Annotated in this window: 24 protein-coding genes; 14 read left to right on the top strand and 10 right to left on the bottom strand. The window is 70.8% G+C overall.

What is annotated here, in order from left to right; genetic code table 11:
* Positions 1 to 96 precede the first annotated feature (96 nt).
* On the bottom strand, positions 97 to 1,740 hold the full coding sequence (locus BLR46_RS02940; protein ID WP_093248750.1) for an ABC transporter substrate-binding protein: 1,644 nt from the start codon (positions 1,738 to 1,740) through the stop codon (positions 97 to 99).
* A gap of 146 nt (positions 1,741 to 1,886) precedes the next feature.
* Between BLR46_RS02940 and BLR46_RS02935 the strand changes: the two genes are divergently transcribed.
* A complete protein-coding gene (locus BLR46_RS02935; RefSeq protein ID WP_093248749.1) occupies positions 1,887 to 2,624 on the top strand; it encodes a FadR/GntR family transcriptional regulator in 738 nt (245 codons plus the stop codon).
* A 183-nt stretch (positions 2,625 to 2,807) separates the two neighbouring features.
* Here BLR46_RS02935 and BLR46_RS02930 read toward each other — a convergent pair whose 3' ends face one another.
* From BLR46_RS02930 to BLR46_RS02920, 3 genes are read right to left on the bottom strand one after another with little or no spacing between them, the layout of a single operon-like run.
* Positions 2,808 to 3,491 carry an N-acetylmannosamine-6-phosphate 2-epimerase gene (locus BLR46_RS02930; RefSeq protein WP_093248748.1) on the bottom strand — a complete coding sequence of 228 codons (684 nt, stop codon included), beginning with the start codon at positions 3,489 to 3,491 and terminating at the stop codon, positions 2,808 to 2,810.
* Complete coding sequence (locus BLR46_RS02925; RefSeq protein ID WP_093248747.1) at positions 3,488 to 4,405, bottom strand: ROK family protein; 918 nt, start codon at positions 4,403 to 4,405, stop codon at positions 3,488 to 3,490. The genes BLR46_RS02930 and BLR46_RS02925 overlap by 4 nt, the downstream gene beginning before the upstream one ends.
* Entirely contained in the window at positions 4,402 to 5,460 is a 1,059-nt protein-coding gene (locus tag BLR46_RS02920; RefSeq protein WP_093248746.1) for an alpha/beta hydrolase, read from the bottom strand. The genes BLR46_RS02925 and BLR46_RS02920 overlap by 4 nt, the downstream gene beginning before the upstream one ends.
* A 155-nt stretch (positions 5,461 to 5,615) precedes the next feature.
* Here BLR46_RS02920 and BLR46_RS02915 point away from each other — a divergent pair, with 155 nt between their 5' ends.
* The 3 genes from BLR46_RS02915 to BLR46_RS02905 are packed head-to-tail and all read left to right on the top strand — an operon-like array spanning position 5,616 to position 8,117.
* Complete coding sequence (locus tag BLR46_RS02915; protein ID WP_143008186.1) at positions 5,616 to 5,975, top strand: hypothetical protein; 360 nt, start codon at positions 5,616 to 5,618, stop codon at positions 5,973 to 5,975.
* 53 nt (positions 5,976 to 6,028) lie between these two features.
* Positions 6,029 to 7,477, top strand: a complete 1,449-nt coding sequence (locus BLR46_RS02910; protein ID WP_218118295.1) for a sensor histidine kinase — start codon at positions 6,029 to 6,031, stop codon at positions 7,475 to 7,477.
* Positions 7,455 to 8,117, top strand: coding sequence for a response regulator transcription factor (locus BLR46_RS02905; RefSeq protein WP_093248743.1), 663 nt, complete (start codon positions 7,455 to 7,457; stop codon positions 8,115 to 8,117). Before BLR46_RS02910 ends, BLR46_RS02905 begins: the two co-directional genes overlap by 23 nt.
* A 51-nt stretch (positions 8,118 to 8,168) precedes the next feature.
* Here BLR46_RS02905 and BLR46_RS14775 read toward each other — a convergent pair whose 3' ends face one another.
* The 3 genes from BLR46_RS14775 to BLR46_RS02890 all read right to left on the bottom strand — a co-directional run bounded on the left by BLR46_RS14775 (position 8,169) and on the right by BLR46_RS02890 (position 12,183).
* Positions 8,169 to 8,681 (bottom strand): hypothetical protein, encoded by a 513-nt coding sequence (locus tag BLR46_RS14775; RefSeq protein ID WP_143008185.1) that lies wholly within the window; start codon positions 8,679 to 8,681, stop codon positions 8,169 to 8,171.
* Between the two features lie 102 nt (positions 8,682 to 8,783).
* The gene (locus tag BLR46_RS02895; protein WP_093248742.1) at positions 8,784 to 10,484 is read right to left on the bottom strand and encodes a fumarate hydratase; all 1,701 of its coding nucleotides are present in this window, start codon (positions 10,482 to 10,484) and stop codon (positions 8,784 to 8,786) included.
* Between the two features lie 112 nt (positions 10,485 to 10,596).
* Positions 10,597 to 12,183: an aspartate:alanine exchanger family transporter gene (locus BLR46_RS02890; protein ID WP_093248741.1), complete on the bottom strand. Its 1,587-nt coding sequence runs from the start codon at positions 12,181 to 12,183 to the stop codon at positions 10,597 to 10,599.
* Positions 12,184 to 12,267: 84 nt separating this feature from the next.
* On the opposite strand from BLR46_RS02890, the gene BLR46_RS02885 reads away from it, so the two are divergent.
* A complete protein-coding gene (locus BLR46_RS02885; protein ID WP_093248740.1) occupies positions 12,268 to 13,239 on the top strand; it encodes an NADP-dependent oxidoreductase in 972 nt (323 codons plus the stop codon).
* Positions 13,240 to 13,341: 102 nt separating this feature from the next.
* Positions 13,342 to 13,749, top strand: a complete 408-nt coding sequence (locus BLR46_RS02880) for a hypothetical protein (RefSeq protein ID WP_093248739.1) — start codon at positions 13,342 to 13,344, stop codon at positions 13,747 to 13,749.
* A gap of 3 nt (positions 13,750 to 13,752) precedes the next feature.
* Here the strand turns inward: BLR46_RS02880 and BLR46_RS02875 are convergent, their stop codons facing one another.
* Together BLR46_RS02875 and BLR46_RS02870 are read right to left on the bottom strand one after the other, a co-directional pair.
* The gene (locus tag BLR46_RS02875) at positions 13,753 to 14,259 is read right to left on the bottom strand and encodes a DinB family protein (protein ID WP_093248738.1); all 507 of its coding nucleotides are present in this window, start codon (positions 14,257 to 14,259) and stop codon (positions 13,753 to 13,755) included.
* A gap of 26 nt (positions 14,260 to 14,285) precedes the next feature.
* A complete protein-coding gene (locus BLR46_RS02870) occupies positions 14,286 to 15,965 on the bottom strand; it encodes a formate--tetrahydrofolate ligase (RefSeq protein ID WP_218118294.1) in 1,680 nt (559 codons plus the stop codon).
* A 168-nt stretch (positions 15,966 to 16,133) separates the two neighbouring features.
* Here BLR46_RS02870 and BLR46_RS02865 point away from each other — a divergent pair, with 168 nt between their 5' ends.
* Positions 16,134 to 16,448, top strand: coding sequence for a hypothetical protein (locus BLR46_RS02865; RefSeq protein ID WP_093248737.1), 315 nt, complete (start codon positions 16,134 to 16,136; stop codon positions 16,446 to 16,448).
* A 64-nt stretch (positions 16,449 to 16,512) separates the two neighbouring features.
* Here BLR46_RS02865 and BLR46_RS02860 read toward each other — a convergent pair whose 3' ends face one another.
* Complete coding sequence (locus BLR46_RS02860; protein WP_093248736.1) at positions 16,513 to 17,256, bottom strand: MBL fold metallo-hydrolase; 744 nt, start codon at positions 17,254 to 17,256, stop codon at positions 16,513 to 16,515.
* Positions 17,257 to 17,482: 226 nt separating this feature from the next.
* On the opposite strand from BLR46_RS02860, the gene BLR46_RS02855 reads away from it, so the two are divergent.
* The 7 genes from BLR46_RS02855 (at position 17,483) to BLR46_RS02825 (ending at position 24,814) form a co-directional block, all read left to right on the top strand.
* Entirely contained in the window at positions 17,483 to 18,064 is a 582-nt protein-coding gene (locus BLR46_RS02855; protein WP_176761630.1) for an SAF domain-containing protein, read from the top strand.
* Position 18,065: 1 nt separating this feature from the next.
* Positions 18,066 to 18,863 (top strand): CpaE/TadZ family protein, encoded by a 798-nt coding sequence (locus tag BLR46_RS02850; protein WP_093248732.1) that lies wholly within the window; start codon positions 18,066 to 18,068, stop codon positions 18,861 to 18,863.
* Positions 18,864 to 18,891: 28 nt separating this feature from the next.
* Positions 18,892 to 20,280, top strand: a complete 1,389-nt coding sequence (locus BLR46_RS02845; protein ID WP_093249544.1) for a TadA family conjugal transfer-associated ATPase — start codon at positions 18,892 to 18,894, stop codon at positions 20,278 to 20,280.
* 137 nt (positions 20,281 to 20,417) lie between these two features.
* Positions 20,418 to 21,119 carry a type II secretion system F family protein gene (locus BLR46_RS02840; protein WP_176761629.1) on the top strand — a complete coding sequence of 234 codons (702 nt, stop codon included), beginning with the start codon at positions 20,418 to 20,420 and terminating at the stop codon, positions 21,117 to 21,119.
* Position 21,120: 1 nt separating this feature from the next.
* Positions 21,121 to 21,966, top strand: a complete 846-nt coding sequence (locus tag BLR46_RS02835) for a hypothetical protein (protein WP_093248729.1) — start codon at positions 21,121 to 21,123, stop codon at positions 21,964 to 21,966.
* A 95-nt stretch (positions 21,967 to 22,061) separates the two neighbouring features.
* Positions 22,062 to 22,244 carry a hypothetical protein gene (locus BLR46_RS02830; RefSeq protein WP_093248728.1) on the top strand — a complete coding sequence of 61 codons (183 nt, stop codon included), beginning with the start codon at positions 22,062 to 22,064 and terminating at the stop codon, positions 22,242 to 22,244.
* Between the two features lie 11 nt (positions 22,245 to 22,255).
* Entirely contained in the window at positions 22,256 to 24,814 is a 2,559-nt protein-coding gene (locus BLR46_RS02825) for a LysM peptidoglycan-binding domain-containing protein (protein WP_093248727.1), read from the top strand.
* Positions 24,815 to 24,827 lie beyond the last annotated feature (13 nt).

Here is a 24,827-nt window from a genome sequence, read left to right as displayed (position 1 = left end):
CGTTCCCGGTCACGACCATTGTCTGATGTCTGATGTTACCACTTGGCAAAAGGGAGGGGGCGGGTGCCCCGGGGCAAACCCACCCCCTCGTCGAGGTCAGGCCTCGGTGGTGCCGACGTTCTCGAACGACAGGCCGGTCACCGCGATCGGCTTGAAGTCGATGAGCGTCTCGCCGTTGTACGCCGTGGGGGACTTCCGGTGGAAGATCGGGTACAGCGGCACGTCGGTGGAGACGATGTCGAAGATCTCGTGCCAGGCGGCGAGCTGCTCGTCGCCGCCGACCGTTGAGGCCTTCTCGAGGAGCTCCTGGACCTTGCCGTGCGCCTCGGTGCCCTTCCAGTGCATGCGCTGGTCAGTCCACACCTCGTTGGCGTACCACCAGCGGAGCAGGAGGTCTGCGTCGTCACCGAAGACCGACGGGTCGCCGGGCGCCACGACGATGTCGAAGGCGTCGGGCTTGCCGTCAATGGTGCCGTAGACGTCGGAGGACTTCTTCTCCTCGAACTGGACCGTCAGGCCGAGGGCCTCGACGTTCTCCTTGATGATCGGGCGCACGGCGGAGAACCAGCCGTGGTCCGAGCACAGCAGGCGGGTGCTCTTGAGCCCGGTCTCGGCGATGAGGGCCTTGGCCTTCTCGGGGTCGTAGGTGTAGACCGTCGCCGCCTCCTTGTACGCCTTGTGCTCGGTGTGGAGGAAGCTCGTAGCGGGGGTGGCGAGGTTCGCCATGCCGGCCGAGCAGATCTTCTCGTAGTCGAGCGCGTACATGATGGCCTGGCGGTTCTTCACGTCCTTCATCGCCTCGGAGGCGACGTTGAACATGGTGAAGACGAGGCCGAAGCCCTGGACGGCGGCCACCTTCAGCGGCTCCTTGAACGAGCCGAGGTCCGCGGCGGGGACCGCGTCGACGGCCTGGACCGCGCCGGAGGTCAGGGCGTTGGTGCGGGTGGTGTTGTCCGGAAGGATCTGCCACTCCATGGCCTTCGCCTTGGCCGGGCGGGGGCCGGTGTAGTCGTCGTTGCGCTCGAAGAGGACCTTCTGGCTGGAGGCGCCGTTGTCGGTCATCTTGTAGGGGCCGGTGCCGATCGGGTTCATGTCGAACGCGGCGGGGTCGGCGGTGGCGTCGGCCTGCGGGACGATCTTCACGACCGCGACGCGCTCGTTGACCAGCGAGTAGGGGTGCTTCAGCTTCAGCGTGACGGTGGTGTCGTCCTTCTTCTCGACCTTGTCGAGGAAGGTGATGAAGGACGCGTAGAGCGACTTGTTGGCCGGGTCCAGCACGCGCTGGAAGGAGAAGACGACGTCGTCGGTGGTGACGGGGGCGCCGTTGTGGAAGACCGCGCCGTCGCGGAGCGTGACCTCGTAGGTCGTGTCGTCGACCTTGCTCGGGAAGTCGGTGCCCAGGGCCGGGTAGACCTCGCGGGTGGCGGGATCGATCTCGGTGAGGCCCTCGAGGGTGTGCCAGTTGACGGCGACGGTGAGGGCACCGGAGGTGGTCATGGGGTCGTAGCCGTTGGTGCCCAGCTCGTAGGAGATGCCGGCCTTGATGGTGCCGTCGGCGTTGCCTGCGCCCGCAGCGGGGGCGGAGCTGCCGTCGGCGCTCGGGGTGGGGCTCGACGTGGTGCCGGTGGCGGGATCGTCCGTGCCGCAGGCCGAGAGCGTGGCGGCGATGCCTGCGGCCGCGCCGATCACTCCCGACAGCTTGAAGAAGTTGCGGCGGTCCACGGATGAAAGATTCTTCATTGAGATCTCCTGGTTATCTGACGTCCTATGTCTGACGTAGGCTGAGTTGAGTGTAGCATTGGCTATCAGCGAGGGAAACCCCACCCTCACCCCAGTTGGATTACGATTTGGCAACGCCAAACAAGAGGACCCGAGGACGTGTTCCGATGAAGACCGCATCGCCCATGACACCGAAGCAACGGCCGGCCAGTCAGGCCTCGTCGACGATGACGGCCATCAAGGACTACATCATCCATGCCAACCTGCAGCCCGGCGACCCGCTCCCCACCGAGTCGCAGTTCTGCGAAGGCATGGGCGTGTCGCGGTCGTCCGTCCGGGAGGCGATCCGCACCCTGAGCGCGCTCGACATCGTCGAGGTCCGGCACGGCCACGGCATGTTCGTCGGCAAGGTGTCGATGCACCCGATGGTGGAGTCGCTCGTGTTCCGCGGCATGCTCAACCCGGGCGCCGACTACCAGTCGCTCATGGAGATCGTCGAGGTCCGCCAGGCCCTCGACCTCGCCTTCGCCGGCCCCGTCGTCGACGCGTGGCGCGGCCGCTACAGCCAGGACCTCCACGACGCGATCGACAAGATGGAGAAGCTCGCGGAGGTCGGCAAGCCGTTCCCCGAGCACGACCGCTTCTTCCACTCGACGCTGCTCGAGCCAGTCGACAACCAGTTGTTCCGGCAGCTGACCGAGGCCTTCTGGGACGTCCACACCCTGACCGCCCCCCGCCTCGGGGTGCCCGCCCCCGTCGACATCCAGGACACCGCCCGCGCGCACCGCGACATGGTCCTCGCCGCCGAGAAGGGCGACGTCGACGCGTACCGCAAGGCCGTCTACGAGCACTACGCGCCGCTCATCAAGAACGTCAGCGGCGCCCACCGCGAGGCGGTGAGCTGACCCGTCGGCGGTTGATCGCTGCGGTCCACCTGCGTCCGGTCTGATTTACCTGTCTAGGTAGGCAGGTGAATCGCACCGCAGGCAGGTGAACCCAAGCCACCTGCCTCGCTTCAGTTCGCCTGCCGGATCCGGCAGGTTTTCCGCACGCAGGCAGGCAAACCGCCGAGCCGGCGACGACGAGCCTCAGCTCCCGGCGACCGCCGCCGCGAACCACGTGGTGATCGTCGTCGGGTGCGTGATCGCCGTGCCGACCACGACGGCGTGGGCGCCGGTCTCGATCGCGGCCCTCGCCTGCTCGGGCGTGTGGATGCGACCCTCGGCGATGACCGGGTGGTCGGGGAACTCCCGTACCAGGTCTTGGAGCAACTCCAGGTCCGGGCCGACGGTCTTCTCGCGCGCGTCCGTGTAGCCGGCCAGGGTGGTGCCGAGGATGTCGGCACCGGACTCGACGGCATGGCGTGCGGTCTCGACGCAGTCGCAGTCGGCCATCACCAACACACCGGGGTGCGACTCCTTCAGCTGCGCGATGGTCTCCGCGACGGTGAGTCCGTCCGGGCGGGGCCGGGGGGTCGCGTCGAGGGCCACGACCTCCGCGCCGAGGTCGGCGATGGCCCGCGCGAGCTCCAGCGTCGGGGTGATGTAGACGCCCTCGTGGCCCTCCTTGACCAGGCCGATGATCGGCACGTCGACGAGCGCGCGGGCCTGGCGGATGTCCTCAAGCCCCTGCAGCCGGACGGCCTTCGCGCCGCCCTCGACGACCGCCGCCGCCACCTGCGCCATGGTCTCGGGGTGCCGCATCGGCTCCCCGGGGTAGGCCTGGCAGGACACGACGAGCTGCCCCTTCAGCGAGTCCAGCAGATCATTCACTTCTGTTCTTCCTTTGCGTTGCTCCAGGCAGCCACCCCGACGAGGGCCGCGTTGTCGAGGTCGGCCGGCACGATGGGCGTGTCGGCGACGATGGTCATGGCCGACTCGGCCACCCCGCGATGCACGGCGTCCCACCAGAGGTCGCCCGCCCGGGCCACGGAGCCCGCGAGCACCACCAGGCCGGGGTCGAGAGAGTTGAGCATGCCGCCGATCGCGCGCCCGAGCGAGTGCCCGGCCGTGGTGATCACGGCGCGTGCCGCGTCCGAGAGCGGCTCGTCGGTGGTCGCCAACCGCGCCACCTCCCCGCCGCGGCGGGGCTCCCCCGTCGCCGCGAGGAACCGCTGCTCGATGCCGGTGCCGGACGCGACGCCCTCCAAGTGCCCGGTGCGCCCGCAGGAGCAGGCGATGCCGTCGGCCGCCGCGACGTCCACGTGGCCGACGTGCCCCGCGACGTACGCGCTGCCCAGCGCGAGCTGCCCGTCGACGACGTAGCCGCCGCCGATGCCGGTGCCCACCGCGATGAGCAGCATGGAGTCGTGGCCGCGACCGCGGCCGTGCCGGTACTCGCCCCAGGTGTGGGCGTGCACGTCGTTCAGGACGGACACGGGCAGCCCGGAGCGGGCGTCCATGCCGGAGCGCAGGTCGGTGCCCGCCCAGTCCCTCAGCGCGTCGGTGGCGGAGGTGACGAAGCCGCGGAGGGGGTCGATGACGCCGGCGGAGGCCACGGCCAGGCGCGACGGTGCCCCGTCGGCCCCGCAGCGGACGCGGTCCGCGAGCTGCCAGGCGGCGTCCATGATCGCCGTCGGCCCCTCCTGCGACGGGGTGGGCACCTGCGCGAGGTGGGTGGCGACCCCGCCGTCGACGATGCCCGCGGCGATCTTCGTGCCGCCGATGTCCAGTGCGAGCACGCTCACCGCGCGACCCCCTGCGTCTCGAGGGGCCCGGAGCCCAGCAGCGGGTACTTCCCGGAGGCGACGACGTGGTCGTAGGTGACGCTCGGGTCGACGGGGTCCAGCAGTCGCGCGACCCACTCGCCGCGAGCACGGAACACGCCCTCGCCTATCCACGACTTGGCGCTCAGGACCTCGTGCACGTGCGTGCCGCCGGGGTAGACGTGGAGCTCGGCGTCGCCGCCGTCCCGCCAGACGCGGCTCGCGAAATCGACCACCTCGTCGCGGAACGGCTCGGTGGAGGCCACGTCCAGGAAGATCGGCGGCAGGTCGCCGAGCCACTCGGCCCGGGCCGGCGCTTCGAGGTAGCTGACATCGTCGGTGCCGCGGCGCTCCCCCAGCGTCGCGTCCCAGGCGACCTCGTTGTCATGGCCAGTCCAGGTCCCCTCGTCCCAGAACTGCCGCACCGCGACCGAATCGTTGCGGTCGTCGAGCATCGGGTACGGGGCGAGGACGCCGAGGATCCCCGGTCCCCGGCGGTCACGGGCGGCGAGCGCCACGGCGAGCGCGAGGTTTCCGCCCGCACTGGCTCCCGTCACCAATACGCGCGACGGGTCGCCGCCCAGTTCTTCGGCGTGGGCCACGGCCCACAGGAAGGTGGCATAGCAGTCCTCCATGCCGGCCGGCGCCGGGTGCTCGGGCGCGAGCCGGTACTCGGGGGAGACGATCACGCCACCGTGTCGTTCGATCATGGGAGCCAGTTGGTCCACGCTGCTGAACCGGTTGCCCTGGATCAGGCCCCCGCCGTGGAACCACAGGAACAGCGGTCCGGGCTCGGTGTCGCCGGGCCGGCGGAGCACGGCGACCGTGAGGTCGCCGTCGGGGCCAGGGATGGTGAGGTCGCGGTGCTCGAGGCCGGTCGTGCGGAGGACGTGGTCGCGCGACTCCTCCACTGGCTTGCGGGTGGCGGCGATCGTCGCGGGGTCGAGCGGCACGTAGAGGCCGTCGCGCACGAAGGCGGCGAGCATGAGCGCGGTGTGCGGCTCGAAGGGCGGTCGCGGGTGTACGGGCTCTGTCATGGGACCTCGTGGCTCAGTCAACGGACATCAGACATCCTAGTCGCGACGGGCCGGGAGACTCACGTCGCGGCCATCGAACGCTCACGTCGAGTGACGTGAGAACTCTCTCATGAAGGCCTCACCGGGCGCTCAGCGCGACGCGGTTGGCTGGCGCCATGGCATCTTCGGTGAACCTCGTGGCGGCGCTCCTGCTGCTGGCCCTGCCTGCGGCCGTCCTCCACCGGCCCGCCTGGTTCGCGGTCCGGTTCCGCGACTTCGAGCTGCTCCGCACGGTGGTCGTGGCCGTCGCGCTGGTGCTGGTGCCGGTCAACCTCGTCTTCGCCGTGACCGGGACGATGGGCCTGTTCAACGGGCTCGTGCTCGCCTCGTCGATCATGGCGCTCGGGTCGCAGGCCGTGTGGCTGATGCACCTGCTCCGCCGCGACGGGGAACCCGCCGCCCCGCGGACCGTGGCCAGCGCCGCCGACGACACCGCCTTCCGCCCGCCGGCGTCCTTCGACGCGCGCCGACGGTGAACCACGGCCCGGCAACCAGCCGAGGGCCCCACACTTGGGGGAGACTACGAATGATGAGCGCCACCACCGAACCCCGTCGCGTCTCGATCCGTCAGCGGATCGGGGCGGCGATGGTGCTGCTCGTCGTGCTGTCGCTGGCCGTGACGGGCGCGATCGTCGTGTTCCTCGACGACCGGTCGAGCCGCAGCCGCATCGACAGCTACCTGACCCGCACGCGCGACGAGTTCGCGCTGCTGGCGCGCGAGGGCGTCGACCCGGCCACCGGCCAGCCGTTCGACGGGCCGTCGCAGCTGCTGCGGACCTTCCTGTCGCGCACCGTGATCGACCAGAACGAGGGCGAACTCGGCATCGTCGAGGGCCAGGTGCGGTGGGTGAGCTCGGAGAACGTCACGCTCCGTCCCGAGGACGATGCCGAGCTGCTCGCCTACATCCTGCCGCTCAGCGAGGGCGACGTGATGCAGATGGGGACCGTGACCACGGCGCAGCGCACCTACCGCTACCACCTCACCCCCGTGAAGTTCCCGACGGAGTCCGGCGCCCTCCTCCACGTCTACGACCTGGACGCCCTCCGCGACGACCTCGGCCGGCTGACGATGATCTTCGTGCTCGCCGGACTCGGCACGTCGCTGGTGAGCGCGCTCGTCGCGTGGATCGTCGTGGGCCGGCTTCTGCGGCCGGTGGAGGACCTCCGTCGCGCCGCCGAGTCGATCAGCGAGACCGACCTCACCAGCCGCGTCCCGCTGCGCGGCAACGACGACCTCACCCAGCTGTCGCGCACCGTCAACCGGATGCTGGACCGAGTGGAGACGTCGGTGACCACCCAGCGCCAGCTCCTCGACGACGTCGGCCACGAGCTCCGCACGCCGATCACGATCGTCCGCGGCCACCTGGAGCTCGTCGACCCGAACGACCCCGCCGACGTGCGGGCCACCCGCGACCTCGCGCTCGACGAGCTCGACCGCATGGGGGCGCTCGTCGGCGACCTCCTCGTGCTCGCGAGGGCCAACCAGAGCGACTTCGTCCAGCCGCAGTGGTTCTCGCTCGCCACGCTCACGGACCAGACCGTCGAGAAGGCCCGCGGCCTCGGCCCGCGCCAGTGGCGGCTCCGGTCGATCGAGTCGATCGACGCCTGGCTCGACCCGAACCGGATCACGCAGGCCTGGCTCCAGTTGGCCGCCAACGCGGTCAAGTACTCCGACGAGGGCAGCGCCGTCACGCTGGGCTCCAGGATCGTGCGCGGCGACGTCCACCTCTTCGTCGAGGACCAGGGCATCGGCATCTCCCCCGACGAGCTGGAGACCATCCGCACCCGGTTCGGCCGGGGCTCCAACACCGGGCTCGTCGCCGGCGCGGGACTCGGGCTGTCGATCGTCGAGAGCATCGCCGCAGCCCACGGCGGCCACCTGAAGATCGAGTCCGAGCCGGGCGTCGGCTCCACCTTCACCATCGTCCTACCGCTCACCCCTAAGGAGCAGCTGCATGAGCACGATCCTGATCGTTGAGGACGAGGAGCGGATCTCCGCCTTCGTCGCCAAGGGCCTGAAGGCCGCGGGCTTCACCACGCACGCGACGAAGTCCGGCGTCGAGGGCGCGCAGCTCGCGGTCCACGGCAACTTCGACCTCGTGGTCCTGGACATCGGCCTGCCCGACATCGACGGCTTCGAGGTGCTCGAGCGGATCCGCGGCCAAGGTGTGCAGGTGCCGGTGATTTTGTTGACCGCCCGCACGTCGGTGACCGACCGCGTCGCCGGCCTCGAGGGCGGCGCAGACGACTACCTCGGTAAGCCGTTCTCGTTCGAGGAGCTGCTTGCCCGGATCCGGCTGCGGCTGCGCACCAGCGCGCAGGCGGCGGAGTCGCCGACGGAGCTCAGCCACAACGGGCTCGTGCTCGACCTGCGGTCGCGGCGCGCGCACGTCGACGGGCGCACCGTCGACCTCTCCGCGCGCGAGTTCACCCTCGCCGAGACGTTCCTGCGCAACCCCGGCCAGGTGCTGAGCCGCGAACAGTTGCTCAGCAACGTCTGGGGCTACGACTTCGACCCCGGCTCCAACGTCGTCGATGTGTACGTCCGCTACCTGCGCGCGAAGCTCGGCAAGGAGCGGTTCGAGACCGTCCGGGGCATGGGTTACCGGCTCGTCTGAGGGACGAGCAACGGCCCGGGCTGCTGCCCGGGCCGTCGTGCGTTCGGTGACTCAGTCGTCGTCGCCGTCATCATCGTCGTCGGAATCGTCGTCGTCATCGCGGTCGTCGTCCCAGTCGTCCGAGTCGTCGTCACCGTCGTCGTAGTACTTGGGCGCCGCCTTCGGGGCCGGCTGCTGCTTCGTCGTCGTGCGCGACTCCCCCTGGCTGTCGGAGTCGCCCTGGGAGTTGTCGTCCTCCTTGACGGCCGCCGGCGCGGGAGCGGTCGACGGGGGCGCGGCCGGGGCCGACGGGGTGGCCGTCGCGCTCGGCTCCGGCGTGGCGGACGGGCTCCGCAGCGACGTCGGGGGGACGCTCGGGGAGGCGACCGCGCTCGCCGACGGTGAGGGCGACCGCAGCTCGACGACGATCGCGTCGTCCTGCGCCGAGTGGTCACGCACCACGACGCCGGGCCGGGGCGACGTGCCGCCCGGGCTTGCGAGGGAGGCGACGACGCCCCCGACCGCGAGGAGGCCGCCGACGGTGCCGGCGGCGATCCAGGTGGTGGTCCGCTTGGTAAGTGCCATGCTCAACCGATTCCTTTCGTGCACCACCCACCCAACCGCATCGAGATGAGCGGTGCCGAAAGCCCGGATGAGAGAACTCTCATACGGCGGTGCCGGTAGCGGTCAGACCCCCGCGCGGACCGGGATGGAGAGGATGGTCGGCTTCGAGACGTCGGCGAAGAAGTCGTTGCCCTTGTCGTCGACGACGATGAACGCCGGGAAGTTCTCCACGTCGATCTTCCAGACCGCCTCCATGCCGAGCTCCTCGTACTCGACGACCTCCACCTTCTTGATGCAGTCCTGCGCGAGCCGGGCGGCGGGGCCGCCGATCGAGCCGAGGTAGAAGCCGCCGTGCGCGGCGCAGGCGTCGGTGACCGCCTTCGAGCGGTTGCCCTTCGCGAGCATCACCATCGAGCCGCCGGCCGCCTGGAACTGGTCGACGTAGGAGTCCATCCGGCCCGCCGTGGTGGGCCCGAAGGAACCCGACGGCATCCCCTCGGGCGTCTTCGCGGGGCCGGCGTAGTAGACGGGGTGGTCCTTCAGGTACTGCGGCATGGGCTCTCCGCGGTCGAGGCGCTCCTTGATCTTCGCGTGCGCGATGTCGCGGGCGACGATGAGCGGGCCCGTCAGCGAGACGCGCGTCTTCACCGGGTGCTTGCTCAGCTCGGCGAGGATCTGCTCCATCGGCTGGTTGAGGTCGATCTTCACGGCCGCGCCCTTGCCGGTCCCGGAGATGCCGTGCGCCTCCGCGTCGAGCTCCTCGTCGACGACCTCGGGCAGGAAACGGCCGGGGTCGGTCTCGAGCTGCTCGATGAACACGCCCTCCGGGGTGATCTTCGCCTTGCACTGGCGGTCGGCGGAGCAGGAGACCGCGATCGCGACGGGCAGCGAGGCGCCGTGCCGGGGCAGGCGGATGACGCGCACGTCGTGGCAGAAGTACTTGCCGCCGAACTGGGCGCCGATGCCGAGGTTGCGGGTGAGCTCGAGGACCTCCTGCTCGAGCTCGACGTCGCGGAAGCCGTGCCCGACGATGGAGCCCTCCGTGGGCATGGTGTCCAGGTACTTGGCCGACGCGTACTTGGCGGTCTTGAGGGTCGCCTCCGCGGAGGTGCCGCCGATCACGATCGCGAGGTGGTACGGCGGGCAGGCCGCGGTGCCCAGCGACCGCAGCTTCTCGTCGAGGAACTTCATCATGGCCTGCGGGTTCAGGATCGCCTTCGTCTCCTGGTACAGGAAGCTCTTGTTGGCGGAGCCGCCGCCCTTGGCCATGAAGAGGAACTCGTAGCTGGTCTCGTGGCCGGGGTCGGTGTCGGCGTAGATGTCGATCTGCGCGGGCAGGTTGTTGCCCGTGTTCTTCTCCTCCCACGTCGTGATGGGGGCGTTCTGGGAGTAGCGCAGGTTGAGGTTGGTGTATGCGTTGTGGATGCCGAGGCTGAGCGGCTTCTCGTCGGTGCCGTCCGTGAGGACGTGCTGGCCGCGGTGCGCGGAGATGATCGCGGTGCCGGTGTCCTGGCACATGGGGAGGATGCCGCCGGCGGCGATGTTGGCGTTCTTCAGCAGGTCGAGGGCCACGAACTTGTCGTTCGGGCTGGCCTCGTCGTCGTCGAGGATGTTGCGCAACTGCTGCAGGTGGGCGGGGCGCAGGTAGTGCGAGATGTCGTGGATCGCGGTCTCCGCCAGCAGCGTCAGCGCCTCGGGCGCCACCTTCAGGAACTTCCGACCCTCCGGTCCGTCGATCACCTCCACCCCTTCGGTGGTCAGCAGACGGTACGGGGTCTCGTCCTCGCCGATGGGCAGTAGGTGTTCGTAACGGAACTCGGCCATTGAGCACTCCTTCAGACTTCGCTGTGGCCCATCTTGGCACGCTCGCGACAGTGCGCCGTTCCCGGGGCGGGCTTGCGGACTGGGTGCGACGGCGGGCTGCGGCGCGCGCCCGTCAGAAGGCGACGACGAGCTGCACCAGCAGGATCTTGACGATGATCCCCAGCGCGAAGAGTGCCGAGTAGCCCGCCTGGGTTCGCTCGTCGTCGATGCTCGCGGTGACGTGGCTGAGGATCGCGGGCTGTCCGACGAAGCCCGCCATCGCCCCGGCGACACGCGCCGTCGAGAGCCCGACGAACCGGCCCAGCCCCCAGAACAGGGCAAGCGCCACCAACAGCAGGCCGGCCGCGATGAGTCCGATGGTCAGGCCCTCGACGCTGAACGCCAGCGACGCGAACGCCTGCCCGCTCGCCATACCGACGGCAGCCAGAAAGATCACCAGACCCAGCTGGCGGATGGTGAGGTTGGCCGCGTTGGGGATGGTCCACACGACGGGGCCGGTGCGGTCCAGGTAACCGAGCACGAGTCCGACGAGCAACGGCCCGGCCGCGCTGCCCAGCGCCAGCGACGCGCCGCCCAGCGGGATGGTGATGAGCCCGACGGCGACGCCCAGCGCGATGCCGAGGCCCATCGAGAAGAAGTCGACCTCCGTGACGCGCCGCTCCGAGTTGCCGAACAGCGCCGCCAGCGAGGCGAGCCGCTCCTTGGGCGCGACGACGAGCACGCGGTCGCCGAGCTGGAGCCGCATCTCAGCGTGGGCGAGGAGGTCGTCGTCGCCGCGGCGCACCCGGGTGATGATGCCGTCGAAGCGGGCGGGGATGCGGAGCTCGGCCACGGTGCGGCCGGCGATCGCCGGGTCGGAGACGACGAAGCGCTCGAAGTCCACCGACGACCGGTCGTCCACCAGCGCCTGGTCCACCTCGCGCCCCAGGTGGTCGGCGGCGCGTCGCACCCCGTCGGGGACGCCGACGAGCAGCACGCGGTCGCCGACGCAGAGCAGCTCGTCGGGGTGGGCGACGGACATGTGCCCGTCGCGCTGGAGGTAGGAGACGCGGACCTCGCCGCCGGCATGGCCGGGGATCGACGCGATACCCGGTATCTGCGAGACGCGCAGCTCGCGCTCGAGCTCGACGGTGACCGCGCGGAGGCCGGCGCCGCCGGGCGGCTCGGGGTCGCGGGTGCCGGGCAGCCGCTTCCGCATCACCAGCGTCACCGCGAGGATCGTCACGATGATCGCGACCGGGTAGGTGATCGCGTAGCTCACCGCGGGATCGGTGGAGCCGCCGGTGGCGGCCGTGGCGGCGGCGAGCGCCGGCGTCGCGGTCAGCGAGCCCGCGAACAGGCCACCGGCGAGCTCCGCGCCCAACCCGAAGGCGCCGGAGGCCAGCACGACCAGCCCCGCGTAGACGGCGAGGATCACCGTCGCGCCCAGCATGAGCGGGGCCTGCTTGCGGAGATCGCGGAAGAACGACGCGCCCGCCGCCAGCCCGATGGTGTAGACGAACAGCGCGAGCCCGATCGACTGGACCAGGCCGAGACCCTCCCCGAGGCGGGGGTCGAGGGCGCCGATCGCGAGGCCGACGAACAGCGCCCCCGCCGGCCCGAACCGCACCGGTCCGAACGGGATCGCCCCCACCAGCGTGCCCAGCGCCACGGCGACGAACAGCGTCAGCAGGGGCGCGGAGGCGAGGATCTCGATCACAGCCTCATCCTAGATCCGGGCAGTCGGCCGGGCCCTTGCGCGGGCCGCCTCCCGCGCGGGGCGTCGTTCGGGTAAGAATGGGGCATGCGCCAGATCACGATCCATGAGTTCGGCACGACTGACGTCCTGAAGCTGGAGGACGCCCCTGAGCCGGAGCTCGGCCCGGGCGAGGTGCTCGTCGACGTGCACTTCGCCGGCCTGAACCCGCTGGACTACAAGATGCGCGACGGCTCGTCGCGGATGTGCGCGCGCATGGAGTTGCCGTGCTCGCTCGGGCGCGAGTTCGTGGGCAAGCTCGTGGGGGCCGCCGACGACGTGGACCTCGCCGACCTCGGGCTCGAGGTGGGCCAGTGGGTCTTCGGCATCCGCTCCCACCAGGACCTCCGCGGCACCTACGCCGAGCGGATCGCGGTGAGCGCCGAGCACGTCGCCCCCGTCCCGGGCGATCCCGACGAGGCCGCGCTCCCCTACTTCGGGGGCCTGGCACTGGTGGGGCTCACCGCGATGGACGCCATCGAGGGCGCACGCATCAACAAGGGCGACACCGTCCTCGTCCACGGCGGCTCCGGCGGCGTCGGGCAGCTGCTGATCCCGATGGCGCTGCGCGCCGGCGCCTCCAAGGTGTGGGCGACGGGCCGCGCCGCCAACGCCGAGCGCATCCGCGAGCTGGGCGCCGAGCCGATCCCCTACGACGGGGTGAACTGGCGCGAAGTGATCACCGAGGAGACCGAGGGCCGCGGCGTCGACGCGGTCATCGACACCCACTACTTCCAGACGTTCCTGCCCAGCCTCGACCACGTCGCCGACGGCGGCCGCATCGTCGCCCTCCCCTCGCTCGCCGACCTCACCCCCGCCAAGGAGCGCGGCATCGAGGCCACCATCCCGGGCATCGCCCCCACCCGGGAGAAGCTCGACGCGCTCGCCGCGGCCTTCAGCGAGGGCAGCCTGCCGCTCGAGGTGAGCGAGGTGCTGCCGCTCGATGAGGTCGGCCGTGCGCACCAGCAGCTCGAGAGCGGCCACACCCGCGGCAAGCTGATCCTCGACGTCCGGGCCTGAAAATTACAGAAAACTCATTTGCTAGGTCTTCTCGGCCCTCCCCAGCGGCCGAGATCGTCAAGCAAATGAGTTTTCTGTAATCCCGGACCTACGCTTGGCCCCATGAGCTCACGAGCCGAGGACGCGAGGCGCCGCCACGAGATGGCGGAGCAGGAGGCGCGACGCGAGGCCGCGACCGCGCAGGTGCTGATCGACGAGTTCGTGGCGGAGGCGAAGCGTCGCGGGATGCCGACGGTGCCGCTGAAGGCCCGCACCCTCGACGGGCACCTCGTGAAGACCGACAAGCGCGGCTGGTACCTCCGGCAGAACCACTCCATCGCCATCGACGAGGACGGCGGTTACCACTACCTCGTCGTCCCCGGCGGCTGGAAGGAACGCTTCACCGGCGTGAAGCTGAAGGGGACCCAGCCCACGCTCGTGATCGGCCGGGGCGGGCGCGACGGGGAGACCGGCTACCTGCGCGAGTTCCTCGCCTGGGTGCTCGAGGGCAAGGTCGACCAGCAGAACTGACCGCTACTCGCCGGTGCGGCCGTCGATGGCCTCGCGCAGGAGGTCGGCGTGCCCGGCGTGGCGGCCCGTCTCCTCGATCATGTGCGTCAGGATCCAGCGCAGCCGGACCACGTCGTGATGGTGCAGGGTGCGGCGCTGCGGCTCGTCGAGGTCGTGCTCGCGGGCGATGCCGTTGGATATCTCCGCCTGGGCGCGATAGGCGTCGAGGATGCCGGCGGTGGTCTCGTGCGGCTCGATGCGCCAGTCGGCGTCGGGGTCCTCCCGGTCCCAGCTGGGTGGCACGTCGTCGCCGAGGAACACGTACTGGAACCAGTGTCGCTCCACCGCGGTGAGGTGCTTGACCAGGCCGAGGAGCGTCATCGTCGACGGCGGCACGGACGGGCGGCGCACCTGCTCGTCGTCCAGGTCCTCGAGCTTGAACTCGATGGTGGCGCGGAGGAAGTCGAGGAAGCCCAGCAGCGTGGCGCGCTCGTCGCCGCGCGGGGGCGGTTCGGGCCGGTGGTCGTCCATGCCGCGATCCTGCCACGCCCGCCCCGTCACGACAGGCCGCTGATCACCCCGTCGTCGTCGAGGTCGATGCCGAACGCGGACGGGTGGCTGGGCAGGCCCGGCATCGTCATGATCGCGCCGCAGATGACGACCACGAACCCGGCCCCGGCCGCGAGCCGCACCTCGCGCACCTGCAACTCGTGGCCCTCCGGCGCGCCGCGGAGGTTCGCGTCGGTGGAGAAGGAGTACTGCGTCTTCGCCACGCAGATCGGGAGGTGGCCGAAGCCGTCGTGCTGGAGGTCGTGGACCTGCTTGCGGGCTGCGGCGGTGTAGCTTACGGTGCCCGCGCGGTAGAGCTTCTTGGCGACGGCGTTCACCTTGTCCACCAGCGGCGAGGCGAGCTCGTAGGGGTGCCCCAGCTCCTCCGGCTCCTCGTCGGCGAGCGCGACGACCGCCTCCGCCAGCTCCATCGTGCCGGCGCCGCCGTGGGCGAAGTGCGTGGCCTCGATCGCCGTCGTGCCGCGCTCGGCCAGCAGCCGCTTGACGAGCGCGATCTCGGCGTCGGTGTCGCCGGGGAACCGGTTGAGCGCGACGACGACCCCCTGCCCGAAAACCTCGGTGAGGTTGTCGAGGTGGCGGCCGATGTTGGACATCCCGAGCCGCAGGGCGTCGAGGTTCTCCGTCGCGAGGTCCGTCTTGTCCATGCCGCCGTGGTACTTCAGCGCGCGCACGGTGGCGACGACGACCGTCGCCCGCGGCTGGAGGCCGGCCATGCGGCACTTGATGTCGAAGAACTTCTCGGCCCCGAGGTCGGCGCCGAAGCCGGCCTCCGTGACGACGTAGTCCGCCAGCCCCAACGCCGTCTTCGTCGCGATCACCGACGAGCAGCCGTGCGCGATGTTGGCGAACGGCCCGCCGTGCACGAACGCCGGGGAGCCCTCGATCGTCTGGACGAGGTTGGGGAGCAGCGCGTCGCGGAGGACGACGGCGATCGCGCCCTCGGCGCCGAGATCACGCACCCGGACGAGTGCCTTGGCGTGGTTGCGGCCGATGACGATGTCGCCGATGCGGCGCTTGAGGTCGGCGATCGACTCCGACAGGCACAGGATGGCCATGAGCTCGGAGGCGACGGTGATGTCGAAGCCCGACTCGCGCGGCACCCCGTTGGGGACCCCGCCGAGGCCGACGACGACGCCGCGGAGGGCGCGGTCGTTGAGGTCCAGCACGCGGTGCCACGACAGCGACCGAGGCTCCAGGCCGAGGGAGTTTCCGTGGTGGAGGTGGTTGTCGATGAGCGCGGCGAGGAGGTTGTGGGCCTGGGTGAGCGCCGCGAAGTCGCCGGTGAAGTGCAGGTTGATGTCCTCCATCGGCACCACCTGTGCATAACCTCCACCCGCGGCGCCGCCCTTCATCCCGAACACCGGCCCCATCGACGGCTCCCGCAGGCACGCCATCGCGTGGCGGCCGATGCGGTTCAGCCCGTCGACGAGGCCGACGGTGGTGGTCGTCTTCCCCTCGCCGGCCGGGGTGGGCGAGATCGCGGTGATGAGGATGAGCTTGCCCTTCGGCGCGGAGCTGTAGCGGCGCGCGGCGGGCAGGGCGAGCTTCGCCTTGTGGTGCCCGTAGGGCACGATCTCGTCGGCGGGGATGCCGAGGCGCTCGGCGATCTCGGTGATGGGCCGCAGCGTCGCAGCCTGGGCGATCTCTATGTCGCTGGGAATCGTCATCGTTTCTCCATCGGGCCCTTGGGGTCGAAGCCAATCTTGCCCGAAGCCGTGGGCGCCCGGGATCGCGGGGCGGCCTTGATCGTCGCGCGCACCAAAACCCCTAGCGAACCGGCACAAATCGGCTCACAGGCGTAGAGTGGAGGTGTCTCGACAAAGGGGGTGGGACCGATGAGCACTACCGTGCGGAGTCCCGACCAGGACGCCCTCTCGACGACGGCCGGAACCGTCGCCCTGGCGCTCGGTGCACTGGCCGTCGCAGCGACGATCTTCCTCTACGCGCTCTCCCTGCTGCCATCGTTCAACCCGTCCAACCCCGTGCGCATCGTCGGCCTCGCCGGCCTGCCGGTGGGGGCCTTGGGCGCGGTGCTCGGCTACGCGATCGCGCGCGTCGGGCCGGGGAAGCGACGGGGTCTCCTCGGCCTCGTCCTGGCCATCGTCGCCGTGGTGGCGACCGGCGTGTTGATCGTCGTTTTCGGCGAGTAGTCCACGCTTTCCCACGGTTGTCCACAGAACCTGTGGACAACGTTGCGGAGAACCGGTCGCCGGATCAGTGCTCGCCGACCTCCAGCGCGCGCCGGACCGCCTCGTCGACGCCTCCGCCCCACGGCTGGCCGTGTCCCGGGAGGATAGTCCGAGCGCCCGTCGCGGCGATTCCGGCGAGCGAGTTGAGCGCCTGGTCGGCGTTCTTCGTCGCCGCGGTGGCGACAATCTGGGGCCCGGATCGGCCGGTGTAGGGGTCGAGGGTGACCAACGCGTCGCCGCTCAGGACGGTCTCGCGTTCGGGCAGGTGCAGCATGACGTGGCCGTCGGTGTGGCCGGGGGTGTGGACCGCGATGGGGCGTCCCGGGACGTCGAGAGGGGTACCGATGGCCAGGTGCAGGACGTCGTCGACGCCCTTGACCTGAAGGGCCCCCGCCGCCGCCATCCTCCCGAGTAAGGGGATAGAGCGGGGGTGGGTGAAGGGGTAGAGAAAACGGTTGCGCTGCGGCTTGTAGCGGTACGGATGTGCGGCGAGGTACACGTCGGCGCGGTGGACGAACACGGGGATGTTCCACGTGGCCCGGGCACGCTTGGCGAAGCCGACGTGGTCGAAGTGGCCGTGGGTGAGGACGAGCGCCTTGACGTCGCGCGGGGTGCGGCCGAGGTCGGCCAGTGCCTGCTGGAGCATGGGCCACATGCTGGGGAGCCCGGCGTCGACGAGGGTGATGCCGTGGTCGTCCTCGATGAGGTAGCAGTTCACGTGGGCGTGCGAGATGAGATGGACGCGGTCCGCGACGTGCGGCGTGATCATGTCGGGCTCCTCCGATGGGTTGTGGGCAATACACCCTACGTTCCCCACGGGTCTCCACAGCACCTGTGGAAAACTCCCTCGATCGGACCGCGGCGACGGGAGTTGTCCACAATCCACCGGTGCATCGCTCCGATCCTGACCCCGGCCTTGGTTAGGTTGCTGCCGGAGGTGGACAGTGTCTCGTCTGGATCCCGAATCACAACCCTTGGCCGCCAGGCCCCAAGCCGTGACGTTGCGCGCCCGCCGCAGCCCGAAGCTCATCGCCGCCGGCGTGCTCACGGTGGCGCTGGGGGCAATCGGCGCGGCTGCCCTCTACACGGCCAACAACGAGGAGATCAGCGTGGTCTCACTCGCCCGGCTCGTCCCGCGCGGCCAGGTCGTCACCGCCGACGACCTCGCCGTCGTCCAGGTGCCCGAGGGTTTCGCGGTCGACACCCATCCCGCCGACGGGATCGAGGACCTCGTCGGCCGGACCGCGCTCGTCGACCTCCCCCGGGGCAGCTTCCCGGTCGAGTCCCACGTCGGCGAGGACCCGCTGCCCGACGGTCAGGCGCTGGTCGGCCTCCGGCTCGCGCACGGTCAGTTGCCCGTCTCCGCCATGCCCGCCGGGACCGCGGTCGAGCTCGTCGACCTCAGCGAGGAGCCCGGCGACGCGGTGCTCACAGGCGTCGTGGCCGTCGCCCCCACGATGCTCGACGACGGCGCTTCCTACACGGTGGACGTGCGGGTCGAGGCCTCCTCGGCGCAGAGGGTCGCCCGCCTGGCGGCGCTCGGTGAGCTCGCGCTGGTCGTCGTGGGGGACGCCTGACATGGCCGTGATCATCCTCACGTCGGCTCCGGGGGCGCCGGGTGTCACCACCACCGCGCTCGCGCTCGCCCTCACTTGGCCCAGGCACGTGCTCCTGGCCGACTGCGACCGGGACCCGTCCCAGGTCGTGCTCGCCGGTTATCTTCGCGGGATGGACTCCGGGGGCCGGGGACTGCCGTCGGTGGCGCAGGCCCAGCGCGAGGGGCGCCCACTCGACGACGAACTGTGGCTCCACACGCTGCCGCTCACGGAGGACGAACCCATCGAGCGGCGCTTCCTCGCCGGCTTCGCCCAGCCGGCGGCGGTGCGTCTGTTCGACACCATCTGGTCGCGGCTCGGGGAGGCATTCGACGTGCTCGACGGTCGCGGCATCGACGTCCTCGTCGACGCGGGACGCATCGGCACGAACGGGCTCCCGACGGGGTTGCTCACCTCCGCCGACGCGGTGCTCGCCGTCACGAGATCCTCGCTGCGCTCGCTCGCCGCACTCCGGCTGCACCTCCCTACGGTGAAGGACCAGCTCGGTGGCCTGCCCGTCGACGTGCCGCTCGCGATCGGCATCGTCGGGCCCGACCAGCCGTACGGCACGCGCGACATCGAGAAGCAGTTCGGCGTCCCGGCCTGGCTCGAGTTGCCGCTGAACGCCCGCGCGGCCGGGGTCCTCACCGAGGGCGAGCCGGAGCCGCGCCGGTTCGGCGAGCAGCTGTTCATGGGTCGGGCCCGCGCGCAGGCCAAGCGCCTGAGCGAGTTGGTGCAGAGTCGACGCGCCACCAGGGAGGAGTTGGTGGGCCGTGTCTGACTCCCTGTCGCTGGCCTCGAGCCTCTCGATGCTGGGCCCCGTGCCCACGTCGCCGACCTCCGGGCCGGTCTCCCAGCCCACTCCTCCGCGTCGTCTCGCGGCCGCTTCGACGGCAGTCGACTGGGGCGTCGTCGTTACGCTCCGCCGGGAGGCGGCGGAGCACATCGGTGCGGCCACCGAGCAGTGGCTGAACGAGCGCGGCCAAGCCATGCCCGACGAGGACCTCCGCGTCCGGGCGAGGGCCATCATCCGCGCGGTCGTACACGCACGGGCGCAGCAGCTGAGCGACGACGGCGAGGCCCTCTGGCCGATCGCGCTCGAGACCCGCTACGCCGACGCCGTCGAGAACGCCATCTTCGGCTACGGCCGGCTGCAGCCGCTCTTCGAGATCCCCGAGGCCGAGAACATCGAGATCCACGGTCACGACAGCGTCATGGTCCAGTATGGCGACGGGCGGCGCGTCGAGCACCCGCCGGTGGCCGACACCGACGAGGAGCTCGTGGAGGCCATCCGCTTCCTCGGTGAGACCGCGAAGCCGCCCCGGCCGTTCGACGACGCGCACCCGACGATGACCCTCGCCCTCGGCTCGCGCTTCCGCTTGCACGCCATCGGCTTCGGCCTGTCGTACCGCCCGTCCGTGGTCATCCGGCAGCACCGCCTGACCGACGTGAGCCTCCACGACCTCGCCCGCACGGGCATGCTGCCCGACGAGCTGGCCTCCCTCCTGGAGGCTGCGGTGCTGGCGCGGAAGTCGATCGTGATCAGCGGAGACCAGGGCGCGGGGAAAACCACCTTGCTGCGTGGCTTGATCGCGGCCATCCAGCCCAACGAGCGGTTCGGCACCCTCGAGACCGACTACGAGCTGCTCACCCACCTGCACGAGCACCGGCGCAACATGCTCGCACTCCAGGCGAGGATCGGGCTCGGCGAGTCCGCCGGCGAGAAGGCCGTCGGCGCCTACTCGGTGGCCGACCTCATCCCCGAGGCCCTCCGCCAGAACCTCACCCGGCTCGTCGTCGGCGAGGTCCGCGGCAGCGAGGCCGGCGCGATGTTCGAGGCCATGCAGTCAGGGGCCGGCACCTTGAGCACGACGCACTCGCACTCCGCCGCGTCGACGATCGACCGCCTCGCCTCCCGCGTCGCGCAGGGCGGCGTCCTCACCGTCGACGAGGCGCTCCGACAGATCGCCCACCACATCGACCTCATCATCCACGTCGTACTGCGCGACGACACCTGGCGCGGCGGCCGCCGAACGAGGTTCGTCAGTGAGGTGCGCCAGCTGACCGGCTCGCTGGAGGGCGGCCGGCCCACCACGCACCTCCTCTACCGGGCCGGGACGGACACCGCCCCCGAGCTGTTCGATCCCAGCCCGGAGCTGCTGTCCGAATTGGCCGAGTTCCGGAGGATGCGACGATGACACTCGCCGCCGCCGCTGCCGGGGCTTTGGTCGCCCTCGGTCTGGTCCTCATCGTCGCGGGGAGCCTGCCGACCGTCCGTCCACCGCAATCCACAGGGCTGTGGAGAAGTCTGGGGAGACGGTGGGAAACCGTGCCGATGCGTCGCCGTCTGTGGCTCGGCGGCGCGGTGCTGGGCGGTTTCATCGTCGCCGCACTGTCCGGTTTCACGCTCGCCGTCGTGCTGGTGCCGGCGCTGCTGCTCGGGGTTCCGTTCCTGCTCAGCGCACCGCCGTCGCGCGAGGTCGAACTGCTGGCGGCGCTGGACCGCTGGGTGCGGCTGCTCGCCACGTCGATCGGCACCGGGAAGTCGATCCGTGACGCGATCTTCGCCACCAGGAGTCAGGCGCCGTCGATTCTCCGCCAGCCCGTCGAGCGGCTCTGCGCGCGGCTGGACCAGCGGTGGACCACGCGCGACGCGCTGCTGCGGTTCGCCGACGAGTTGGACTCGGCCGACGGGGACGCAGTCGCGGCCGCGTTGGCGATCGCCTCCTCGCGAGGCGGAGTTGGCACCCAGGCGACGCTCACCGGCCTGTCGAACACGATCCAGGACCGGCTCCGCGCCCTGCGCGAGGTGGCCACCGAGCGCGCGAAGCCGCGGGTGGTCGTGAAGCAGGTGACGATCATCACCCTGAGCGTGCTGGTGGTCGCGGTGCTCTTCAACGGCCGGTTCTTCGAGCCGTACCTCACCCCCTTGGGACAGGCGATCGCACTCGCGCTCGCCACCGCCTATGCGGGATGCCTCGTCGTACTGCGTCGGAAGGCCACCCCTCCGCCCGCTCCCCGGTTCCTGAGGGCGTGACATGGGGATCGCGCTCGTCCTCGGCATGTTCGCTGGCCTCGGCCTGTTCCTGGTGGTGCTCGGCCTGCTGCCCGCCCCGGTCCGGCTCGGCGATGCGCTGGCGTCGCTGGACCGGCGGCCACCCCGCAACGTCCTCGGTCCGCCGCCGACGAAGCGCCGCGTCAACCTGCCGCTGACCGCCGAACAGCAGCGCCTGCTCAGCATGCAGGGCCGCGACGCAGGCGATTTCTTCACCGAGAAGCTGATCCTCGGCACCACCGGCCTGCTGCTCCCGGCGGTATGGGTGCTGCTGCAGGTGGTGTTGGGGCAACCGCTCAGCGCGCTACCACTCGTGTGGACGCCGGTGGGGGCGGTCGTCGGCTACTTCCTGCCTGATCTGCGCCTACGACGCGGTGCCGCCCAGCAACGTCGCGCCACCAACGACGCCATCCACACCTTCTTCGACCTCGTCGCCCTCGAGCGGCTCGCCAACGCGTCGGCCGCGCAGGCCACCGCGGCCGCCGCTGAGATCTCCGACGCGCCCCTCTTCCGCCGCATCTCCGCGGGCATCGAGCGGGCCCGCATGGAGCAGGTGCCGCCCTGGGCGGAACTGCGGGCCATCGCCGAGGAGTGGCGCGTCCCGGAACTCGCCGACTTCGCCGACGTCATGCAGCTCGAGGAGCAGGGCGCCGCGCTGGCGCACGTCCTGCAGGCCCGCGTGAAGGAGCTCCGCGACGCCCACCTGACCCGCGTGAAGATCGAGGCCAGCGAGGCGAGCGAACAGATGACGCTGTGGATGACCATCCCGGCGATGCTGCTCGGCCTCGCCTTCCTCACGCCGGCACTGCTGAGGCTCACGAGCATGTAGGAACTGTGGAAAACCATCCGACTTCTCCACAGCTACCTGTGGACCCCGAGCAAACGACCCGCCCTTTCACCAAAGTAATCACGTAGGAGGAACCCATGAAACTCATCCACGACACCCTCGGTCTCTGGCTCCAGTTGACCGCCCAAGCACCCAAGCGTGACGAGCGGGGGCTCTCCCAGTCCACCGAGAACGCGGTGCTCTTGGCCGGCGCCGCCGTCATCGCGCTCCTCATCATCGGCGTCATCACGAACTACGTCCGCGACAACCTGCCCGGCTGACAGGGGTTCCCATGCGCTGGCTCCGTGCACTCGCTTCGCTCGCCGTCCTCCTCGGCGTGCTGCTCGGCGTGCCCTGGCTACTCCTGCAGTTGGCGGACCCACTTGGCCTGCTGGCTGTCGACTGGGCGCGGGCACTGACGAGGCCCGACGACGGGCACGTCCTGCTCGGTCTGCTGAGCGTCATCGCCTGGCTCGCGTGGGCCGCACTGTCGGCCACCATCCTCGCCGAACTCGTGGCGGTCCTCACCAAGCAGCGCATCCGCATCCCCGTGCCGGGGACGGGCTGGCTCCGGCCCGTGATCGGTTCACTGGTCGCCGCCGCGACGCTCGCCCCGGCGGCCATGGCGGCAGCGGAGCCACCCCCGGTGGCCGCGGCGACGAGCAGCCAATCACCCAGCGCGGAGCACCCTCCCAACCATGACGAGATCACCACCGGGCGGTCCTACACCGTCCGCGCCGGCGATGAGCTCTGGTCCGTCGCCGAGGCGCAGCTGGGTACGGGCGAGCGGTGGCGCGACCTGCTGGTCGTTAACTCCCAACTCTCCGCGTCGTCGCGGCTGGCGCCCGGCGACGTGCTCCAGCTGCCCCCGGACGTGGAGGTCACAGCCGGCGACTCGCTCTGGGCACTGGCCGAGCGGCACCTCGGCGACGCGCGGCGCTGGCCCGAGATCCATGCCCTGAACGCCGACCTCATCTCGGACCCCGACCATCTGAGGACCGGTTGGCGGCTACTGCTGCCGGCATGGCAGCCCGAATCGGCGGCACCTTCGCAGCCCGCCGCACCCGCACAGCCCGCAACACCCGCGCCCGACGCCTCCGAGTCGCCCACGGACGTGCCACTCGAGTCCCCGGCGAAGGCGCTACCGCTTCCGTCCAACTCATCAGCACCCTCGTCCCGCGCCACCGTCAGGCCGGGCCTGCCGATCGTCGAGCTCACCGATGCCCAGGAGACGCCGGTCGTCGCCGATCCCGAGGTCGATCCCGAGGGCGTGCTCGGACCCATCGGCGGCCTACTGGCCAGCACGATCGTCGTGAGCGTCGCAGCCCGGAGAAGGCTGCAAATGGTGGGCCGAGCGGTGGGTCGCCGCCTCATTCCGATGAAGCCCGATGCCATGCGGTTCTGGACCGCCCTCGCCCACCGCGCCGAAACCGCGGACACGGCGCCCGAGCCACTCGCGGCCACCACAGTCGTGCTCGGGTGGCGCGACGACGGCACCGACGTGTTGCACGACCTCGAGGCGGCGGGCTGGACCTCGCTCGTCGGCGGTCCGGACACCGCGGCCGCGGTCGGTGCGATGCTGACCACGCTGGCATGCGCCCCATGGAGCAGCGACGTGGAGGTGGTCGTCGTGGGCGCCGCCGACCCGTGGGCGGCAGCGCTCGACGACGCGCGGGTGACCCAGGTCGGCGATGCGGCCGAGGGCGTCACCCATTGCCTGAAACTCAGCGCCCGCCGGCGGCTGGAGCTCGGCATGGCCACCCTCGCGGAGGCCCGGGCCGACGAGGATCGGGCGGCCGCCTACCGCCCGGTGGTGTACCTCTTCGCCGAGCGCACCACCACCTCCCAGGAGGCCAAGCTGCGGGAGGCGCTCAGCTTCGGCGCGGTCGGAGTCTCCATCGTGACCCCCGGTGGCGAAGGGGTGCCGATCCACTACGACGGGCAACTCGCCACCCTCGGTGATGTGTCGTTCACCCCGCAGCTCCTCGAGGCACCCGCGCGGCGGGCCCTCATCGACCTCTTCACCGACTCCGGCTCGCTGGACACCGAGGCGGCACCTTGGTGGTCCACCACGCCCGGCCACGACGCGCCCCGGTTCGCGGTGGAGCGCGTCGCCGGTCACCCCTACGTGGTGCTCCTCGGGGAGCCCGAGATCCTCGACCCGGCCGGCGAAACGCCCTCCCGAGCGCGCCAGCAGTGCGTCGAGTACTGCGCCTGGCTCCTGCTGAACCCAGGGTCCACGTCGTCCAAGATGCAGCGGTCGCTGCTGGTCGCCGAATCCACTCGCCGCTCCAACCTCTCGCGCCTCCGGCGCTGGCTCGGCACCGACCCGCACGGCGTCGAGTACCTCCCCGACGCATACAGCGGTCGACTCCAGCTGGACGAGCGCGTCACCTCCGACTGGCAGGTGCTGCAAGGCCTCGTCGGCGTCGGAGTCGATCTCGCCCCCGACAGGGCGTTGCGGCAGGCGCTCGCGCTGGTCGACGGGTCGCCGCTCGGGTCCGCGGCGCAACGCTGGCCGTGGGCGCGAACCCTCGTCGAGGACATGACCGCCCTCATCGTCGACGTGGCGTGTGTCCTCGCTGACCGCTGCCTCGCCCAGGGGCACGTCGACGAGGCGCTCTGGGCGTTGGGTCGGGCCGAGGCGGCGGTCCCCGGCCACGACGAGATCGCCATCCGCCTCGTCGAGGCGCACAGCCGCGCCGGGAGCCCGGAGGACACCGATGCCGCCGCGAGCCGTTTCCTGCGGCAGGTGCTGGAGGACAACCGCGAGGTGGCCCCCGAGCACGCGCGGGGCTTGGCGGTGGCGAGGCAGCGGGTCGCCAAGGCCGCGCCGCAACACGCCATCTAGTGCTGCACCCGCC

This window comes from Tessaracoccus oleiagri (assembly GCF_900103275.1).
GTDB classification, from domain to species: domain Bacteria; phylum Actinomycetota; class Actinomycetes; order Propionibacteriales; family Propionibacteriaceae; genus Arachnia; species Arachnia oleiagri.
This window is presented reverse-complemented; position numbering and strand designations above follow the sequence as displayed.

Coding starts and splice junctions, on each gene's coding strand:
- BLR46_RS02905 (WP_093248743.1), top strand. CDS start 7,455: ATGAGCACGATCCTGATCGTTGAGGACGAGGAGCGGATCTCCGCCTTC.
- BLR46_RS02915 (WP_143008186.1), top strand. CDS start 5,616: ATGGCATCTTCGGTGAACCTCGTGGCGGCGCTCCTGCTGCTGGCCCTG.
- BLR46_RS02880 (WP_093248739.1), top strand. CDS start 13,342: ATGAGCTCACGAGCCGAGGACGCGAGGCGCCGCCACGAGATGGCGGAG.
- BLR46_RS02865 (WP_093248737.1), top strand. CDS start 16,134: ATGAGCACTACCGTGCGGAGTCCCGACCAGGACGCCCTCTCGACGACG.
- BLR46_RS02860 (WP_093248736.1), bottom strand. CDS start 17,256: ATGATCACGCCGCACGTCGCGGACCGCGTCCATCTCATCTCGCACGCC.
- BLR46_RS02895 (WP_093248742.1), bottom strand. CDS start 10,484: ATGGCCGAGTTCCGTTACGAACACCTACTGCCCATCGGCGAGGACGAG.
- BLR46_RS02875 (WP_093248738.1), bottom strand. CDS start 14,259: ATGGACGACCACCGGCCCGAACCGCCCCCGCGCGGCGACGAGCGCGCC.
- BLR46_RS02870 (WP_218118294.1), bottom strand. CDS start 15,965: ATGACGATTCCCAGCGACATAGAGATCGCCCAGGCTGCGACGCTGCGG.
- BLR46_RS02845 (WP_093249544.1), top strand. CDS start 18,892: ATGCTGGGCCCCGTGCCCACGTCGCCGACCTCCGGGCCGGTCTCCCAG.
- BLR46_RS02910 (WP_218118295.1), top strand. CDS start 6,029: ATGAGCGCCACCACCGAACCCCGTCGCGTCTCGATCCGTCAGCGGATC.
- BLR46_RS02835 (WP_093248729.1), top strand. CDS start 21,121: ATGGGGATCGCGCTCGTCCTCGGCATGTTCGCTGGCCTCGGCCTGTTC.
- BLR46_RS02920 (WP_093248746.1), bottom strand. CDS start 5,460: ATGACAGAGCCCGTACACCCGCGACCGCCCTTCGAGCCGCACACCGCG.
- BLR46_RS02935 (WP_093248749.1), top strand. CDS start 1,887: ATGAAGACCGCATCGCCCATGACACCGAAGCAACGGCCGGCCAGTCAG.
- BLR46_RS14775 (WP_143008185.1), bottom strand. CDS start 8,681: ATGGCACTTACCAAGCGGACCACCACCTGGATCGCCGCCGGCACCGTC.
- BLR46_RS02940 (WP_093248750.1), bottom strand. CDS start 1,740: ATGAAGAATCTTTCATCCGTGGACCGCCGCAACTTCTTCAAGCTGTCG.
- BLR46_RS02885 (WP_093248740.1), top strand. CDS start 12,268: ATGCGCCAGATCACGATCCATGAGTTCGGCACGACTGACGTCCTGAAG.
- BLR46_RS02830 (WP_093248728.1), top strand. CDS start 22,062: ATGAAACTCATCCACGACACCCTCGGTCTCTGGCTCCAGTTGACCGCC.
- BLR46_RS02850 (WP_093248732.1), top strand. CDS start 18,066: ATGGCCGTGATCATCCTCACGTCGGCTCCGGGGGCGCCGGGTGTCACC.
- BLR46_RS02825 (WP_093248727.1), top strand. CDS start 22,256: ATGCGCTGGCTCCGTGCACTCGCTTCGCTCGCCGTCCTCCTCGGCGTG.
- BLR46_RS02840 (WP_176761629.1), top strand. CDS start 20,418: ATGCGTCGCCGTCTGTGGCTCGGCGGCGCGGTGCTGGGCGGTTTCATC.